Genomic DNA, 17788 nt, shown 5'->3' on the forward strand with positions numbered 1-17788 from the left:
GCCGACAGGTCGCCATGCGGCCGCGCAGCGTTGAATGCGGCCGCGCAGGGATGAATGCGGCCGCGCAGGGATGGACGTCCATCGCACCGCGCGCGTTCGCGTCGGCCGATCTCGGCAGCGCGAACCATCGCCGAGCCGCGACCCGGCAGGCAGCGCGGAAATGCCCTGCACAGCAAGATGGGATCGCGGTCAGCGTGCCGGGTCCCGCTGCGCCGCGCTGACAGAGCAAGCAATTCGTTCGACGAACAGGCTCGCACAGCATGGCGTCACGTTTTCGCGCATGCTTTAGTCCCCAAAAAATAGCCGAGCGGCGGCGTATCCGGGGAGCAGAGCCTTAAGATGAACGTTCGCGCATCCGACGTGTCCTTGCTGGACGCACGCGTGCCAGGGTGGCTCTCCCGCGAAGCGATCGTGGCCAAACCGGGCTTCAACAGGTGGCTGGTGCCGCCCGCGGCCCTCGCCATCCACCTCTGCATCGGCATGTCCTACGGTCTGTCGGTGTTCTGGCTGCCCCTGTCCCGGGCGCTGAGCGTCGGCCAGCCGGCGCCGGCGGCCTGCCCGGACATGAGCATCGCCACGGCGCTGTTCACCACGACCTGCGATTGGCGGGTCAGCGACCTCGTCATCGTCTTCTCCATCGGCATCGTGATGCTCGGCCTCTCGGCGGCGGTGTTCGGCGGCTGGCTTGAACGGGCCGGGCCGCGCAAGGCCGGCCTCGCGGCGGCCCTGTGCTGGGGCGGCGGCTTCCTGATCGGGGCGCTCGGCGTCTACGTCCACCAGCTCTGGCTGATCTGGCTCGGCATGGGCCTCATCGGCGGCATCGGCCTGGGCCTCGGCTACATCTCGCCGGTCTCGACCCTGGTGAAGTGGTTTCCCGATCGCCGCGGCATGGCCACCGGCATGGCCATCATGGGCTTCGGCGGCGGCGCCATGATCGGGTCGCCCCTCGCCACCCTGCTGATCAACACCTTCAAGACCCCCGATTCCGCCGGCGTCTGGCAGACCCTCGCGGTGATGGGCGGGCTCTACATCGTGGCGATGCTTTGCGGCGGCTTCGGCTACCGCGTGCCGCCTTCCGGCTGGCAGCCGGAGGGCTGGTCCGCGCCGGCGGCCAAGAGCGCGATGATCACCTCGGGCCATGTCCATCTCGACCGGGCCCACCGGACCCCGCAGTTCTGGCTGCTCTGGGCGGTGCTCTGCCTCAACGTCTCGGCCGGCATCGGCGTGCTCGCCCTGGCCTCGCCGATGCTGCAGGAGATCTTCGGCGGCGCGCTGATCGGCCAGCCGGGCCTCGGCTTCGGGCAGCTCGATGCCGGACAGAAGACCCAGATCGCGGCGGTGGCGGCTGGGTTCGTCGGCCTCCTGTCGCTGTTCAACATCCTCGGGCGCTTCTTCTGGGCCTCGATGTCGGACAAGATCGGCCGCAAGGTCACCTACGCGACCTTCTTCGCGCTGGGATGCCTGCTCTATGCGGGCGCGCCCTGGGCGGCCTCGATCGGCTCGAAGGCCCTGTTCGTGACGTTCTTCTGCGTGATCCTGTCAATGTATGGCGGCGGCTTCGCCACGATCCCGGCCTACCTCGCCGACATCTTCGGCACGCAGTTCGTCGGCGCCATCCACGGGCGGCTCCTCACCGCCTGGTCGACGGCCGGCGTGGTCGGCCCCTTCGTGGTGACGGCGATCCGCCAGGCCCAGGTCGATGCCGGCATCCAGGGGGCGGCGCTCTACACCCGCACGATGTACATCCTGGCGGGCTTCCTGGCGGCGGGCTTCGTCGCCAACCTCCTCGTGCGTCCGCTGGCGGCGCGCTGGTTCATGAGCGACGCCGAACTCGCCGCCACGGCCAAGGGCGGCGGCGGGGCGGTGGCGGGGCGGTCCGGCGACCACGGCATCGGCCGCGGCGGCGTCACGCCCCTCGCGGTGCTGGCCTGGGTCGCGGTCGGCCTGCCCATCGCCTGGGGCATCTGGAGCACCGTGTCGAAGGCGATGATCCTCTTCGGCTGATCACGCGCCGGGCGGCGGCCGCGTTCAGGACGCGGTGCCGGTCAGGCGATCAGCCGGAGGCCGGCGGGCGGCGGCTCCGCCTCCGGCCAGTCGCGGATGGCCCGGAGCGCCTCGGCCAGGGGCGCCGGGCGCCCGAAATGGAAGCCCTGGCCGAAGGCGCAGCCCATCCCGGCCAGGAGATCGGCCTCGGCCGCCTGCTCGATGCCCTCGGCCACCACGGTGACGGCGAGGTCGTCGGCCAGGCGCAGGATGGTCTGCACGATGCCTCGGCTGGTCTGGTCGGCGAGAAGCGTCCGCACGAAGGCGCGGTCGATCTTCAGCGTCGTCACCGGCAGGGTGCTGAGGTAGCTCAGCGAGGAATAGCCCGTCCCGAAATCGTCGATCGCGATCCCGAGGCCCGCATTGCGGCACTGGGTCAGGGCGGCGGCGGCGCGCTCGGGATCGTCCATCAGCATGCTCTCCGTCACCTCGATCTTGAGGCTGGCGGGGGCGATCTCGGTGCGGGCGAGGAAATCGGCGATCATCTCCGGGAAGGAGGCGCCGGCGAGGTCGCGCCCCGAGACGTTCACGGTCATGAACAGGGGGCCGTCCAGCGCGCCGGCATTCTGCTGGGCGGCGAGCAGCAGGTCCGGGAAGACGCGCCCGACCTCGTCGAAGGCGTGCGCCGTGAGCTCGACGATGAGCCCCGACGCCTCGGCCGCCGGGATGAACTCGATCGGGGGCACCAGCCCGCGGGTCGGGTGGCGCCAGCGCATCAGGGCCTCGAAGCCGGCGAGCCGCCGCGACGACAGCCGCACGATGGGCTGGAAGAACAGCTCGAACTCGCCGTTGCGCAGGCCGGCGCGGATCTCGCGCTCCAGCGACAGGGCGCCCAGGGCCGCCGCAAAGGTCTCGGAGGGAGGCGCATCGGCGCCGAGGACGGGATGGGGCGCGGCGCCCTTCATCTGCTCGAGGATCGTCACGGTCTGGCGGTAGCGGGCGAGCACCACGCCGAGGCACATGCGCAGGATCGGGTCGGTCTGGGCGATCCGGTGCGAGAGCTGCTCCTCGGTGATGACGACGAGTTCGCTGTCCTCCAGGGCGCGGACCGCGGCCGAGCGCGGCTGGTGGTCGAGGATCGCCATCTCGCCGACGATCTCGCCGGGGCCGCGATGCGCCAGGATGAGGTCGCCGTCCGGGCGCTCGATGACGACCTCCAGCCGGCCGCTGACGATCAGGTAGGCGGCGTCGCCCAGATCGCCGGCCGAGAACAGGCGTGCGCCCGCCGGCAGGTGGACATGGTCGAGGCTCGGCGCTTGGGAACTCGGCACGGAAGGTTCCAGGCTGGGCACAGGGCTGGCCCGGGCCGGACCGTGGCCGCGATCGGTTAAGGGCTGGCGAACAGCGGACGCGTTCCCGCGCGCTCCGCATCCTATCCTTAACGGGATCTCAGCACGCCGGCGCGAGACTGTCCCGGAAGACGCCCCGTCCGGAGCCCGGTCCCCGAATGTCCCTGTCACGACGCCTCGTCCCGGTGGGCGCGGGCCTTGCCCTGGTGCTGGCGCTGCTCGGCCTGCGCGCCGAGGCCCCGGCGCCGTTCGAACGCCTGCGCCAGGCCACCTTCGACAGCTTCCAGCGGCTGAGCCCCCGGACCCCAAAGGGCGACGTGGTCCGGGTCGTCGACATCGACGAGGAGAGCCTGAGGCGGCACGGCCAGTGGCCCTGGCCGCGCCACGTGGTGGCGGATCTCGTCGCGGCGCTGCAGGATCTCGACGCCGGCGTGATCGCCCTCGACATGGTCTTCGCCGAGCCCGACCGCACCTCGCCGGCCCTGCTGGTGCCCGACTGGGAGCGGCGCTTCGGCTTTCGCGCGGCCGGGTCCCGCGAGCCGTTGCCGGATCACGATGCCATCCTGGCGGCGGTCTTCGCCCGCGGCCGGGTCGTGGCCGGCTTCGTGCCCACCGCCGAACCCGGCGCGGCGCCCCTCCCGCGGAGCGCGGGATTCGCGACGATCGACGGTGATCCCCGGCTCACGGCCCCGTACTACCCGGGCGCCGTTCCCAACTTGCCCATCCTCGACGCGGCGGCCGCCGGCCACGGTGGCTTCAGCGTCTCGGCGGGCAGCGACGAGATCAACCGGCGCCTGCAGCTCCTCGCCGTGGTCGGCGACCGCCTGGTGCCGTCGCTGGCCCTCGACGCCCTGCGGGTGATGCAGGACGAGGAGACCTTCAAGGTGCGGGCCGAGCGCGACGGCGCGACCCTCACGGGCTACACGATCCGCGTCGGCGCGGTCGACCTCGCCGTCGACGCCACCGGCGCCCTCGCCCTGCACTTTCCGACCGCGCGCTCGACGCCCACGATCCCCGCCTGGGAGTTGCTCGACCCCGAGCGACGCGCCGGCCTGCGCGGCGCGATCCAGGGCCGGGCGGTCTTCGTCGGCACCAGCGCCCTCGGCCTCTCGGACCTGCGTCCGACGCCCATGACCGCGTTCGAGCCCGGGGTGAACCTGCACGCCATGGGCCTCGACCAGGCGCTCGCCGGGCACGCGCTGATCCGGCCGGCCTGGGCGCTCGGCGCCGAGGTGGTGGCGGCGCTGCTGCTGGGGCTCGCCGCCGCCCTGGCCTGCGGCTTCGCCCGCCTGCGCAGCGCCGGTCTCGGCATCGTTTTCCTGGCGCCCGTGCCGGCCTTCGCCGCCGTGGCGCTGTTCGCCCGGGGCGGCCTGCTGCTCGACCCGACCCTGCCGACCCTCGGCCTTCTCGTGGCGCATGCGGGCGGCAGCCTCGTCCGCTACGCCGGGTCGGAGCGCTCGGCCCAGCGCCTGCGCGCGGCCTTCACGCACTACCTCTCGCCGGACCTCGTGGCGGTGCTGGCGAGCGATCCCGGCCGGCTCAAGCTCGGCGGCGAGAGCCGCGAGATGACCTTCCTGTTCACCGATCTCGAGGGCTTCACGGCGATGACCGAGGCCTCGGGCGCCGAGGCCCTGGTCGCCCTGCTCAACGCCTATCTCGACGGAATGTGCTCCATCGCGATGGCCCATGGCGGCACCGTCGACAAGATCGTCGGCGACGCGGTGCACGTGATGTTCAACGCGCCCCTCGACCAACCCGACCATGCCGAGCGGGCGGTCGCCTGCGCGCTCGCCCTCGACGCCTTCGCGGAGGCGTTCCGGCAGGATCAGCGCGCCGGGGGCGTGCCCTTCGGCGCGACCCGCATCGGCATCAATACCGGGCGGGCCGTGGTCGGGAATTTCGGCGGCACCCGGCGCTTCGACTACACGGCCCACGGCGACGCCATCAACACGGCCGCCCGGCTCGAATCCGCCAACAAGGCTCTGGGCACCCGGATCTGCATCGCCCGCGCCACCTGCGACCAGGTCGCCGGCGTCGGCTTCCGTCCGATCGGGACCCTGATGCTGAAGGGCAAGTCGGTGGGCGTCGAGGTGTTCGAGCCGGTCAGGGCGGGTGCCGAGGCGCCGGACGCCTATCGCGAGGCCTTCGGCCGCCTGGTGCGCGGGGAGGCGGGGGGCGCCGAAGCCCTGCTGCGGCTGCACGAGGCCGACCCGCACGATCCGATCCTGGCGCTGCATGCCCGCCGCATCCGCGCCGGGGAGCGCTCGGTCAGCATGGCGGCCTGAAGGCCCTCGGGGAAGCGGGTCCGAGGGTTCAGCCGAGGACCAGCAGCACCACCAGGGCGATGTTGGTGACCTGATGCAGGAACTGGTCGAAGCCCATCAGCCACCAGAAGCGCGGATCGGTCATCGGGAAGCGCGTGCGGTGGGCGACCAGGGTCTTGGCCCGGTCGATCAGGCCGTGGACCGCGAAGTCGAGGAGCGCGAGCCACCACAGGGCCGGCCGGTAGAGCAGGGCGATCGCCAGGGTGCCGAGGGCGTGCGTACCGGCATGGACGGCGAGCGGTGCGGCCCAGCCGGTGACCCGCTCCTTGCCGCGGGCCATCCAGTCGGTCTGCGCGACGAAGTCGATCAGGTAGTGCTTGGCCGCCATCGCGACCATCAGGGCGGCCAGCGTCGCCAGGGGGACGGGCGTGTCGAGGGCCTGCACCGGGGCGAACTCCAGAAATCGGGCGAACCGGGACCTTCACGGCCGCCCGGGCGGAACCGGACGCTACCGGAACGGCGCCCGGAAGCCCACCGGTCCGGCCGGGGCGGCGCCGGGCCTCAACGCCCCAGGGTCGGGACGAAGCGGGCCTGCTCGCTGATCGTGATCGTCGCCACGGCCCGCTTGGTCCGGTCCTCCGGCCAGGGCGCGGCCGCCTCGGGCGCCCGGCCGCCATACACCATGGTGCCCTGGCCCTTGCGCATTAGCACGCTGCCGCGCTTCGTCCGCAGCACCACCTCGCCGTCGAGGACGAGCACGCCGTAGCCGCCGTCGATGGCGCCGCCCCAGACCGTCGTCCCGCGCACCCCGAGGGTGCCGACGGCGGTCTTGATCGCGACGTTGCCGCCGGTCGGGCCCTCGATCTTGCCGCCGACGAAGAGGAAGGCGCCGCGCGCCACCGAGAGCGCGAGCTTTCCGCCCTCGGCGCCGGGCTTGTAGACGAACTCGTCCACCGTGAGCTTGCCGTTCTCACCCAGGGTCAGGACGGTGTCGTCCGCGAGCTTCGCCTCGAGCCGGGACTCGGCGCCGGTACGGATCGTGTCCTTGAAGAAGACCGGGCCCTGGGGAGCCATATCGCGGGACTGTCCGGCCTGCAGGGCCACGGCCTGGCGGTCGACCCTGGCGACGACGCCGACCTCCCGGGGTGCGGCCAGGGCCGGCGCGAGCGTAGCAAGGGACAGGGCCGCGAAGGCGCCGGCGGTTCTGATCGTCACGGTCATCGTCCAGGTGGGAGGGGTCGGGGGAATGTCGGGCGGACGGGGATGCGTTGGCCTCCGCCCCGGGCGAACGGCGCGACGGCGCCGTCCACGCCCGGAAAGGCGTAGAAGCCGCGACCTTAAAGCATCGCTAAATAGCCAGCCCGTCCCCAGACATTCCCAGGACTGTACCGAGAAAACACAGGTTAGTGATCGGACCCGTCAAGAACAAGGCAAGGTTGTCACCCTGGTCCGACCAGTTGCGTCGCCGTCTCGACCATCCCGGCTGCGCAGCCGCACCCACCCTCGCCTCGCCGGCCCGAACTCAGCGCGCCGGGACCTGCGCGACCCGGATGTTGTTGGTGGTGCCGGCAACGGCGAAGGGGATGCCGGCGGCGATCACCACGCGGGCATGGGGCAGGGCGAAGCCTTCCTCGACCGCATGGGCGAGGGCGTTCTCCACCATCGCCTCGTAGGAGGAGACCTCGTCGGCCCGCAGGCTGTGCGCCCCCCAGAGCAGGCACAGCCGGCGCGAGGTCGCGAGATCCGGGGTCAGCGCCAGGATCGGCACCTGCGGCCGGCGCCGGGCGATCCGGGCCGCGGTGGTGCCGCTCAGGGTGTAGGCCACGATGGCGGCCGCCTCCACCGCGTCGGCGAGGGCGGCGGTGGCGCTGGCGACCGCGTGGGGCGGCGTCTCCTCCTCGCCCGGATCGGTGGCGGTGATCAGCGAGCGATAGAGCTTGTGCGTCTCGGTGCTGTGGATGATGCGCGCCATCATCGCCACCGCCTCGACCGGGTACTGCCCCGTGGCCGATTCCGCCGACAGCATCACCGCGTCCGCCCCATCGTAGATCGCGGTCGCCACGTCCGAGGCCTCCGCCCGCGTCGGGGTCGGGGCCGAGACCATCGAGTCGAGCATCTGGGTGGCCACGATGACCGGCTTGACCGCCAGCCGGCACGCACGGATCAGTTCCTTCTGGCGCCCGGGCACGTCCTCGTGCGGGATCTCGACCCCGAGGTCGCCGCGCGCCACCATCACGGCGTCGGAGAGCCGGATGATGTCGTCGATGCGCTCCAGGGCCTGGGGCTTCTCGACCTTGGTCATCAGCCCGGCCCGGTCGCCGATCAGGGCCCGGGCCTCGATCAGGTCGCCCGGCTTCTGCACGAAGGAGAGCGCGACCCAGTCCACCCCGAGTTCGAGCCCGAAGGCGAGGTCGGCCCGATCCTTCGCCGTGAGCGGCGAGAGGTCGAGGAGAGTGCCGGGCAGGTTCACGCCCTTGCGGTTCGAGAGCGTCCCGCCGGTGATCACCTCGGCCTCCAGGCTGTCGCCGGTCAGACCGGTGACCCGCACGCGCACCCGTCCGTCGTCGATGAGCAGGTCCTGCCCCGGGGCCACCGCCAGGAAGATCTCGCGATGGGGCAGGGGGATGGCGTTCCGGTCGCCCTCGGCGCCCTCGAGAACGAAGCGGAGCGTCTCGCCGGGCGCGACGTCGAGCCGCCCGCCCGCCAGGGTGCCGAGGCGGATCTTCGGCCCCTGCAGGTCCTGCAGGATGCCGATCGGCCGACCGGTCTCGCGCTCCAGGGAGCGAATCGCCCCGTGGACCCGGGCGTGATCGTCCTGGGTGCCGTGGCTGAAGTTGAGACGGAAGGTGTCGACACCGGCCAGGAACAGGCGGTGCAGCATCTCCGGCGTCGACGAGGCCGGGCCGACGGTGGCGACGATCTTGGCGTGGCGGTTGCGGCGCATGGCTGATCCGGCCGCCGAGCGACCGCCTCCGTGGACTCGAGGGCGGAGGCGTGCGTCGGCGCGTCGATCCCGCATCCGCGCAGGGGCCTCCCGCGCGTCCGGGCCGGGCCCGAAGGTCCCGGTGACCGAACACGCCGCCATGGTCCCGGAAGCCTGCCCGGATGTAAACCGCCGGCGGGGACGATGCGGGACGTCTCCGGCGCGCAGGAACGGCCGCGCGCAGAGGCCCGCACCCGATCGCCCGGGCGCAGGCCTCCGTGACGGCGGCGTTTCGGCCCGACCGGGCCGTGCGATGTCAGAGGTTTCCGTCGCCGTGATGGTCGTCCTGCAGGCGGATCGCGATCTCGGTGCCGTCGCCCCCGAAATCCGTGCGCGCGGCGGTGGACTCGACCGGCACGGTGGGCGTCGTCTGCTCGGCGTTCAGGGCGGTGTACTTCGCCGGGGGACGCTGGTGTTTCGAGGCGGCCGAAGCGGGGCCGGCGGCCATGAGGGTCAGGGACAGGCCGGCCAATACGAGTACAGGAACTGAATGTTTCATCGTTTCCTCCCGTCGTCCTTGCGACGGCTCGATGATCGTCCAATCCAGAGAGCCGTCATCCCTCATTTGAATTACGTTCCATCAATATTCGTAGGATTACCGGCTTCTATTGATTTCTTGTGTGCTTCTACATTTTAGTCTGAATACAAAATACTGGAATTGCAGGGCAATCGAATATTTTAGATCGCACGGGGAGCGAGCACTAGGACCGGGAATTGCAGAGCCGCCTCGGAGGATCCATCCGGCCGATTCGGGCTTCTTCAGCTCAGGGTCGAGAGCCGGGAGACCAGCATCACCAGTTCGGCCTGCCGGTGGGTGTGCGTCTTGGTGAAGATGGCGCGGAGCTGGGCCCGCACGGTGGCGACGCGGACGCCCTGGAGCGCGGCCGCCTCCATCAGGGTCGCGCCCTTCGCCATCAGCGTGGCGAGCTTCGCCTCCGTCGGCGTCAGTCCGAAGACCTGCTCCAGGGCGCCGCAGTTCAGGGCCGGCGTCGCGTCGAGGTCGATCAAGAGCAGCACCGAGTGCGGTCCGTCCTCGCCGTCGCCGGGGAACGGGACGGAATTCATGATCAGCGGGCGCTGCTCGGTGCGCTCGACCAGGATCCAGTGCTCGCTGTCGAGCTGGAAGCGGGCCTGGCCCTGCCCGAGCAGCCGCTTGACGATGCCGCGCCCAAGACCGTTCAGGACGTCGACCTCGACCTCCGAGCGGCTGAGGCAGAACATGGTCTGGAAGATGCGCCGGGCGCTGTCGTTCATCGCCAGCACGTGGCCGCTCGTCGAGAGCACGAGCCCGCCGTAGCCCATCCTGTCGAAAACCCGCAAGAATGGCATTCCGACAAGCATGGTCGCGACACATCCCTCGCATGCCGATCCGGCGTAGTGCCTGTCGAACGGCACGTTAAGCAATATTCGCGGGCGGTCAACATGCCATGATCGCCGTGGATACTTGTCTTTGCGCCGGACCGCATGCGCACGATTGACAGAGGCACCGGGACATCCGGCGCGCGGCGCGCCTCATCTGATAAGGTTCGAGAACGCGTTCCGAGCCGGGCGCCCGGCCCGCTGGACCGGAGGCACGGCTCAATCGAGGGCGCGCAGGTCCCGGCGGAAGCGGCGGCCGTTGGCGACGTAGTTGCCGGCGGTCTGCGCGAGCCGCGCGGCCGTCTCCGCGTCGAGGGCGCGGACGGCCTTGGCGGGGGCGCCGACGATGAGGCTGCCGTCGGGAAACGCCTTGCCCTCGGTGACCAGGGCATTGGCGCCGATCAGGCAGTTGCGGCCGATGCGGGCGCCGTTGAGGATGGTGGCGCCCATGCCCACCAGGGTTCCGGCCCCGATGGTGCAGCCGTGCACGATGGCCCGGTGCCCGACGGTGACATCGTCGCCGAGATGCAGCGGAAAGCCGGGATCGGCGTGCAGCACGGCCCCGTCCTGGATGTTGGTGCGGTCGCCGATCCGGATCTCGTCGTTGTCGCCGCGCAGCACGGCGCCGAACCAGATCGAGACGTCGCGGCCGAGATGGACTCGTCCGATCACATGCGCGCCGGGCGCGATCCAGACGCTGTCCGCATCGGCGAGCTGCGGCCGATCGGGGCCGAGGGCGTAGAGGGTCATGCGGTGTCTCGACTCAGGTACCGGTCCAGGCGGCGGGCTGCTTGGCCAGGAAGGCCTCGACGCCGGCCGCGAAGTCCCGGCTGCCATAGCATTCCGCGATGAGGTCCGTCGCCTCGGCCCGGGGGTCCAGCTCCAGGCGGCGCAGCATCGCGCGGGTGACCCGCATGGTCACCGGCGCGTGCCCGAGGAGCCGCTCGCAGATCGCCGCCACCTCGGCGTCGAGCCGGCCGGGCTCGACCACGGCGGCGAGGTAGCCGAGCGGCGCCAGGGTCTCGGCGTTCGGCATCTCGGCGAGCAGCAGCATCCGGGCGACGAGGCTCTGGCCCAGGGTCGCGGTCAGCCGGCGCAGGTTGGCCGGCGAGAGGCAGTTGCCCAGGGTGCGGGCGATGGGCACGCCGAAGCGGGCGCCGGCCTCCGCCACCCGGATGTCGCAGGCATTGGCGATGGCGAGGCCGCCGCCCACCGCCCAGCCCTCGATCACCGCCACGGTCGGCACGCGGCACCGCTCCAGCCCGGCGACGTAGCCCTCGATGCGGGCCTCGTAGGCGACGCCGTCCGCGCCCGTGAAGCCGACGAACTGCTCGATGTCGGTGCCAGCCACGAAGGCCTTGCCGCCGGCGCCTCGCAGCACAGCGACGCGCACGGACGGGTCGGCCTCGATCCGCGCCAGGCTCTCCGCCAGCGCATCGTACATCGCGAAGGTGAGCGCGTTGCGGGCGGCTGGGCGGTCGAAGGTCAGGTGGGCGACGCCGTCCGCGACGCGGTAGCGCACGGCGCCGTCGTCGATCGGGGCGCTCATGCGGCGAAGGCCCCCTCGGCACGCAGGCGCTCCACCGCCGCCTCCGAGAGGCCGAGCTCCTCCAGGATCTCGCCGGCGTGCTCGCCGAGCAGCGGCGCGTGCCGGCGCACCCGGGCGGGCGTGCCCGAGAGCTTCACCGGGAAGCCGATGTTCGGCACGCTGCCCTCGATGGGATGGGGCACCTCGATGCGCATCTCCCGGTGGCGGCCGTGCTCGCTCTCGAAGGCCTCCGGATAGGTGTTCATGCGCCCCGCCGGGATGCCGGCGGCGAGGAGATCCGTGACCCAGGTCTCGGCGTCCTTGGTGGCGAAACTGGTCTCCAGCTCGGCGATCAGGGCCTCGCGATGGGCGAGCCGCCCGGCGATGTCGCGGAAGCGCTCGTCGGCCAGGAGATCCTCGCGGCCGAGCACGTCGCAGAGCAGGCGCCAGAGCTTCTGGTTCGTCGCCCCCATCACGAAGTAGCCGTCCGCCGCCCGCACGGCCTGGTAGGGCGCGCTCATGCGGTTGGCCGTGCCCAGGGGCTCCGGAATCCGCCCCGTGCCCCAGTATTCGCTCGTGTCCCAGATCGAGAAGGCCAGGGCCGAATCGAACAGCGACGCGTCGACATACTGGCCCTCGCCGCTGGTCTGCCGGCCGATATAGGCGCTGAGGATGCCGTAGACGGCGAAGAGCGCGCAGCCGATATCGGCCACGGGCACGCCGGCCTTCACCGGCGGCCCGCCGGGATGGCCGGTGACGCTCATCACGCCGGACATGGCCTGGGCCATCAGGTCGTAGCCCGGGCGCTTGGCCCAGGGGCCGGTCTGGCCGAAGCCCGAGATGCTGGCGTAGATCAGGCCGCGGTTGCGCGCCCGCATCGCCTCGTAGCCGAGGCCGAGCCGGGCCATCACGCCGGGGCGGTAGTTCTCGACCACGATGTCGGCGGTCTCGGCCATGTCGAGGAGGAGGTCGCGCCCGGCCGGGCTCTTCAGGTTGAGGGCGAGGCTGCGCTTGTTCCGGTTCATGTTGAGGAAGCCCATGCTGTCGGGCCCCTTCATCTTGAACCCCATGGCGCCCCGGGTCTGGTCCCCGGTGCCGGGCGGCTCGATCTTGATCACGTCCGCCCCGAGATCGGCCAGCAGCATGCTGCAGACCGGCCCCGCCATCACCTGCGTCACGTCGAGGACGCGCAGGCCCGCCAGGGGGAGGGGACGGGAACCGGGATGGGGGGTGTCGTGCACGGGTTCGTCCATCGTGCTCAGGTCCTGTGTGTCTGACGTAAAAGGCCTTCTCCCTCCCCCCTCTGCGGGGGAGGGTAGCCCGCGAAAGCGGGTCGGGAGAGGGGAGCGCGCCGTCCGGAAAGGTCGCCCCCTCTCCCTGTCGCTCCGCGACCACCCTCCCCCGCGAAGGGGGGAGGGTGAGAACCAGCGCTATTCCGCCGGCACGGCCCGCCCGAGCGGCACCTCGGTCTCCTCCACGAAGGGGCGCTCGGGGTGCATGGTGAAGGCGAGGCCGACGCCGAGCAGGCAGAGGCCGATCGAGCCGACGAAGGGCAGGGTCCAGCTGCCCGTGGCATCCACGATCATGCCGAAGACGATCGGCGAGATGATCGCCGCCACCGCCGAGCCGGTGTTCATCAGGCCCGAGGCCGTGCCCGAGTATTTCGGCGCGATGTCCATCGGCACCGACCAGATCGGGCCGATGACCAGCTCGGCGAAGAAGAAGCCCGAGCTGAGCAGCAGCGCCACCAGGGTCAGGTCGCGGGTGAAGAACACGCCCGTCAGGCTCGCCGCCGCCCCGAGGAAGCCGACCACGATGACGCTCAGGCGCGCGAGCTTCAGGTTGCCGGTCTTCTTCAGGATGCGGTCGCTGAAGACGCCCCCGAGGGTGTCGCCGACGACGCCGGCGAAGAACACGCCCGAGGCGAACAGGGCCGAGTTCTTCAGGTCGAGGCCGTAATTCAGCTTGAAGAAGCTCGGCAGCCAGCCGAGGAACAGCCACAGGGTCCAGCCGTAGCAGAAATAGGTCAGCGTCACCGGCAGCATGCGCCGGGTGAGGCGGCCCCAGGGCACGGACTGCTTGCCCCCGACCTTGCTCGCCTGCGGCAGGACGGCGAGCTCCTCCGGGGTGATCGCCGGATGGTCCTTCGGGTCGTCGCGGAAATACAGGTACCAGACGATGACCCAGGCGAAGCTCGCCACGCCCAGGATGACGAAGCCGAGGCGCCAGCCGAACTGGTAGATCAGGAAGGCCACGATGGGCGGCGCCACCGCGTTGCCGAGCCGGGCGAAGGCGTGGGTGATGCCCTGCGCGAAGCCGCGCTTGCCCGGCGCCGTCCAGTTCTGCATGGCGCGGGTGGCGGTGGGGAAGGTCGCCCCCTCGCCGAAGCCGAGCAGCACGCGGGCGAGGAACAGGCTGACCAGCCCGCCGACGAGGCCGGTGAGGATGGTGGCCGAGGCCCAGATCAGGCCGCAGACCAGGAGCGTGCGCCGGGCGCCGAACTTGTCGCCGACCGAGCCGCCGATGACCTGGAAGATGGCGTAGGGATAGGCGAAGGCGGACAGGATCAGGCCGAACTGGGTGTTCGACATGCCGAGATCCTTCATGATCTCGCCGCCCGCCGTCGCGATGTTCACCCGGTCGAGATAGGTGACGAAGTACATCAGGCAGAGCAGGAACAGCACCATGTTCGACGCGGAGACGCGTCTCTTGGCTGGCGTCATCGGGGTTTCCTCCGGTTGAACGCGCCACCCCGTCCGGTCTGAGCGCCGGTTGTTCTGGGGGTCACGCGGGGGTGGGTGTAACGAGGGCGTCGGGTCTTCGCTTCTCCAACGTGTTCGCCTTTGGCGCTCCGTCATCCCGGGGCCGCGCAGCGGAGCCCGGGATCCCGAACCGCAGGTCTCATCGCGTCCGGCACCGTCGGCGGATCTGGATCCCGGGCTCGCCTTCGGCGCCCCGGGATGACGGCCTGTCAGACCCCGATCCCTCGGATCTGCCGGAGGAATTCGCTCAATCGTCCAACCCGGAGCGGAGCGCGTCCATCGCGGCCAGCACGCCGCCGCGGGTGTGGGGCACGCCGCCGGCCTTCAGGCCCATCTCGACGCCGGACAGGGCGGCCATCAAGGTGAGGTCGTTGGTCTCGCCGAGGTGACCGATGCGGAAGACCTTGCCGGCGACCTTCGCGAGGCCGGTGCCGAGGGAGAGGTCGTACTTCTCCAGGATCAGGGTGCGCAGGGCGTCGGCATCGTGGCCCTCCGGCATCACCACGGCGGTGAGCACCGGCGAGTATTCCGACGGCTCCTGGCACAGCACCTCCAGGCCCCAGGCCTCCACGGCGGCGCGGGTGGCGGCGGCGAGGCGCTGGTGACGGGCGAAGACCTGGGGCAGGCCCTCCTCCATCAGGATGGCGATGGCCTCGCGCAGGCCGTAGAGGAGGTTGGTGGCCGGCGTGTAGGGGAAGTAGCCCGCCGCGTTCGGCTTCAGCATCTCCTGCCAGTCCCAGTAGGAGCGCGGCAGGGTGGCGGTCCTGGTGGCGGCGAGCGCCTTGTCCGAGAGGGCGACAAGGCCGAGGCCCGGGGGCAGCATCAGGCCCTTCTGCGAGCAGCTCACCGAGACGTCGACGCCCCAGGCATCGTGGGCGTACTCGGCCGAGCCGAGGCCCGAGATGGTGTCCACGAGGAACAGGGCCGGGTGGTTGGCCCGGTCGATGGCCTTGCGGATCTCGGCGATGCGGCTGGTGGCACCGGTGGAGGTCTCGTTGTGGACCACCATCACGGCCTTGATCGACTTGGAGCGGTCCTCGGCCAGGATCGCCTCGACCTTGGCCGGATCAACGCCCCGGCGCCAGTCGCCCGGCACGAACTCGACCTCGATGCCCCAGCGCGCCGCCATCTGGCGCCACAGGGTGGCGAAGTGGCCGGTCTCGAACATCAGCACCCGATCGCCGGCCGAGAGCGTGTTGACGATGGCGGCCTCCCAGGCCCCCGTGCCCGAGCCGGGATAGAGGATCACCGGCGCGCGGGTCTGGAACACGGCCTGGGCGCCCTCCAGCACCGCCCGCCCGAGCTTGGCGAAGTCGGGGCCGCGATGGTCGATCACCGGCATGTCCATGGCGCGCAGGACGCGCTCGGGCACTGGGCTCGGGCCCGGAATATGCAGGAAGTGGCGTCCGGTCCGTGTGGTCATCGGGGGCCTCGCAGGCTTTCGGGTACGCCAGACGGTGCTGACGGGTTGCGGAACGTGGGCGGCACCGCGGCGTCGGATCGCGAGCGGGACCGGATTGTGGTCGATACGGTCCGCATCTGATTTGGTCGACCAAAAATTTGCATTCATTTTTGCGTGACACAAGCATTATTTTGCTCGCGATCGCCCTCGACCCCAGCCATAACCGCTGATAATTCTGGAACGATGATGCTCGACCCCGCCCCGGATACCGCGATCGACCCGGAGGTCGCGTCCCAGCCCCGGGTCTCGGGCGCGGCGGCCGCGTCTCTGCACGGGACCCTGCTGGCGCAGCTGCGCGACTACGTCGTCGAGGGCAACCTCGCCCCCGGCGCCCGCGTGCCGGAGCGCCTGCTCTGCGAGCGCTTCGGGATCTCGCGCACCCCCTTGCGCGAGGCGCTCAAGGTGCTGGCCTCCGAGGGGCTGATCGAGTTGCTGCCGAACCGCGGCGCCCGGGTCCGCCAGCTCGGCGCCGACGAGATGGTGGCGCTGTTCGACGTGATGGGCGGGCTCGAGGCCCTGGCCGGCCGGCTCGCCTGCGAGAAGATCACCGAGGCGGCCTTCGCCGAGATCGAGCGCCTGCACCACACGATGTACGCCGCCTACCTGCGGCGCGACCTGCACGGCTATTTCACCGGCAACCAGGCGATCCACGACCGCATCGTGGAGGCCGCCGACAACGAGCCCCTGCGGACGACCTACGCGAACTTCGCCGGGCGCCTGCGCCGGGTGCGCTACGCGGCCAACCTCGACAAGGACCGCGACCGCTGGGGCGAGGCCATGCGCGAACACGAGGAGATCCTCGATGCCCTGCGCCGCCGGGCCGGCCCGGAGCTCAGCGACATCCTGTTCCGCCACCTGCGCAACAAGCGCCGGGCCGCCGCCGTGCGGGAGAGCGTGGCGGCCGAGGCCTGATGGCGGCGCTGGCTCCCGCGCGGACCGGCCGCGAGGCGGATCAGCTGGCGCTCGCCGACAGGCGCTCGGCCTCGGCGCGGATCACCGCGGCCGCCCGCAGGATGCCGGCTTCGTCCACCTCGAGATGGGTCGTGGCGCGGATCTGATGCGCACCGATCGCCCGGACCCGGACGTCGTGCGCGAGGCAGGCCTTGGCGAAGGCGGCGGCCGTCACCCCGAGGGGCTCCACCGAGAAGCACAGGATGTTGGACTGCGCGGCGCCGGCCTCGATGGCGAGGCCGGGCGCGCCCGCGATCCGGTCGCGCAGCAGGGCCGCGTGGGCGTTGTCGCGGGCGAGCTGGTCGATGTGGTGATCGAGGGCGTAGAGGCCGGCCGCCGCCAGGATGCCGGACTGGCGCATGGCCCCGCCGAGGCGGTACTTCCAGCGCCAGGCCTCGGTGATGAAGTCCTGGTGCCCGCACAGGACGGCGCCGACCGGGCAGCCGAGCCCCTTGCTGAGGTCGATCCAGGCGCTGTCGAAGCCCTCGGCGTAGTCCCGCGCGGCGATGCCGGTGGCCGCCACCGCGTTGAGGAGCCGGGCCCCGTCGATATGCGCCCGCAGGCCGCGCGCCTGGGCGATGTCGCGGATGCGCCGCATGTCCGGGAGCGCCCAGACCGATCCGCCGGAGAAGCTCGTGGTCTGCTCGATCGAGACCAGGGCCGAGCGCGGCGCCGTGCGGGCCGGCGGGCGGATCGCGGCCTCGAAGGCCTCCGGCGTGTAGACCCCCGCCGGCGTCCTCAGGGCCGCCACGGAGATGCCGCCGATGGCGGCCGAGCCTGCGGCCTCGGTGTTGTAGATGTGGGACTGGTCGTCGACGATGATCTCGTCCCCGGGCCGGGTCTGGACCAGGATCGCCACCAGGTTGCACATCGTGCCGGAGGGCATGAACACGCCGGCCTCCTGGCCGAGCAGGTCGGCCACCCGCGCGCAGAGCGCGAGGGTCGTCGGGTCCGAATCCGACTGCTCATCCCCCACCTCGGCCCGCGCCATGGCCTCCCGCATCCCCGCCGTGGGCTGCGTCTGGGTGTCGCTGAACAGGTCGATCATCTTGCAAGCCCATTTGCATTCAAAATATCACCGTATCTTAGCTTCGGCGGCCCCGGCCGCCACCCCATCCGGCCCGCCGCACACCGGCATTCCGGCCCG

At 71.3% G+C, this 17788-nt stretch carries 15 protein-coding genes; 3 read left to right on the forward strand and 12 right to left on the reverse strand.

What is annotated here, in order from left to right:
- Window positions 1-339 precede the first annotated feature (339 nt).
- Window positions 340-2004, forward strand: a complete 1665-nt coding sequence (locus ACXJY8_RS03130) for an OFA family MFS transporter (protein ID WP_463776044.1) — start codon at window positions 340-342, stop codon at window positions 2002-2004.
- 41 nt (window positions 2005-2045) lie between these two features.
- Here the strand turns inward: ACXJY8_RS03130 and ACXJY8_RS03135 are convergent, their stop codons facing one another.
- Window positions 2046-3314: an EAL domain-containing protein gene (locus ACXJY8_RS03135; RefSeq protein WP_463776045.1), complete on the reverse strand. Its 1269-nt coding sequence runs from the start codon at window positions 3312-3314 to the stop codon at window positions 2046-2048.
- A 176-nt stretch (window positions 3315-3490) separates the two neighbouring features.
- On the opposite strand from ACXJY8_RS03135, the gene ACXJY8_RS03140 reads away from it, so the two are divergent.
- Window positions 3491-5617, forward strand: coding sequence for a CHASE2 domain-containing protein (locus ACXJY8_RS03140; RefSeq protein WP_463776046.1), 2127 nt, complete (start codon window positions 3491-3493; stop codon window positions 5615-5617).
- 28 nt (window positions 5618-5645) lie between these two features.
- Here the strand turns inward: ACXJY8_RS03140 and ACXJY8_RS03145 are convergent, their stop codons facing one another.
- The 10 genes from ACXJY8_RS03145 to ACXJY8_RS03190 all read right to left on the reverse strand — a co-directional run bounded on the left by ACXJY8_RS03145 (window position 5646) and on the right by ACXJY8_RS03190 (window position 15651).
- Entirely contained in the window at window positions 5646-6041 is a 396-nt protein-coding gene (locus ACXJY8_RS03145; RefSeq protein ID WP_463776047.1) for a DUF3307 domain-containing protein, read from the reverse strand.
- Window positions 6042-6157: 116 nt separating this feature from the next.
- Window positions 6158-6811 carry a FecR family protein gene (locus tag ACXJY8_RS03150; protein WP_463776048.1) on the reverse strand — a complete coding sequence of 218 codons (654 nt, stop codon included), beginning with the start codon at window positions 6809-6811 and terminating at the stop codon, window positions 6158-6160.
- 307 nt (window positions 6812-7118) lie between these two features.
- The gene (pyk, locus tag ACXJY8_RS03155; RefSeq protein WP_463776049.1) at window positions 7119-8540 is read right to left on the reverse strand and encodes a pyruvate kinase; all 1422 of its coding nucleotides are present in this window, start codon (window positions 8538-8540) and stop codon (window positions 7119-7121) included.
- Between the two features lie 295 nt (window positions 8541-8835).
- Entirely contained in the window at window positions 8836-9078 is a 243-nt protein-coding gene (locus ACXJY8_RS03160) for a hypothetical protein (protein WP_463776050.1), read from the reverse strand.
- 260 nt (window positions 9079-9338) lie between these two features.
- Window positions 9339-9908, reverse strand: a complete 570-nt coding sequence (locus ACXJY8_RS03165; protein WP_463776051.1) for a helix-turn-helix transcriptional regulator — start codon at window positions 9906-9908, stop codon at window positions 9339-9341.
- 249 nt (window positions 9909-10157) lie between these two features.
- Window positions 10158-10688 carry a gamma carbonic anhydrase family protein gene (locus ACXJY8_RS03170; protein ID WP_463776052.1) on the reverse strand — a complete coding sequence of 177 codons (531 nt, stop codon included), beginning with the start codon at window positions 10686-10688 and terminating at the stop codon, window positions 10158-10160.
- A gap of 13 nt (window positions 10689-10701) precedes the next feature.
- Entirely contained in the window at window positions 10702-11487 is a 786-nt protein-coding gene (locus ACXJY8_RS03175; RefSeq protein ID WP_463776053.1) for an enoyl-CoA hydratase, read from the reverse strand.
- A complete protein-coding gene (locus ACXJY8_RS03180; RefSeq protein ID WP_463776054.1) occupies window positions 11484-12719 on the reverse strand; it encodes a CaiB/BaiF CoA transferase family protein in 1236 nt (411 codons plus the stop codon). The genes ACXJY8_RS03175 and ACXJY8_RS03180 overlap by 4 nt, the downstream gene beginning before the upstream one ends.
- Before the next feature lie 177 nt (window positions 12720-12896).
- Entirely contained in the window at window positions 12897-14189 is a 1293-nt protein-coding gene (locus tag ACXJY8_RS03185) for an MFS transporter (RefSeq protein ID WP_463776055.1), read from the reverse strand.
- A gap of 286 nt (window positions 14190-14475) precedes the next feature.
- Window positions 14476-15651: a pyridoxal-phosphate-dependent aminotransferase family protein gene (locus ACXJY8_RS03190; RefSeq protein ID WP_463776056.1), complete on the reverse strand. Its 1176-nt coding sequence runs from the start codon at window positions 15649-15651 to the stop codon at window positions 14476-14478.
- A gap of 225 nt (window positions 15652-15876) precedes the next feature.
- Between ACXJY8_RS03190 and ACXJY8_RS03195 the strand changes: the two genes are divergently transcribed.
- Window positions 15877-16602 (forward strand): GntR family transcriptional regulator, encoded by a 726-nt coding sequence (locus tag ACXJY8_RS03195; RefSeq protein ID WP_463780321.1) that lies wholly within the window; start codon window positions 15877-15879, stop codon window positions 16600-16602.
- 40 nt (window positions 16603-16642) lie between these two features.
- Here ACXJY8_RS03195 and ACXJY8_RS03200 read toward each other — a convergent pair whose 3' ends face one another.
- On the reverse strand, window positions 16643-17689 hold the full coding sequence (locus tag ACXJY8_RS03200; RefSeq protein ID WP_463776057.1) for a threonine aldolase family protein: 1047 nt from the start codon (window positions 17687-17689) through the stop codon (window positions 16643-16645).
- Window positions 17690-17788: the final 99 nt, after the last annotated feature.

The organism is Methylobacterium sp. TK31, from assembly GCF_055361545.1.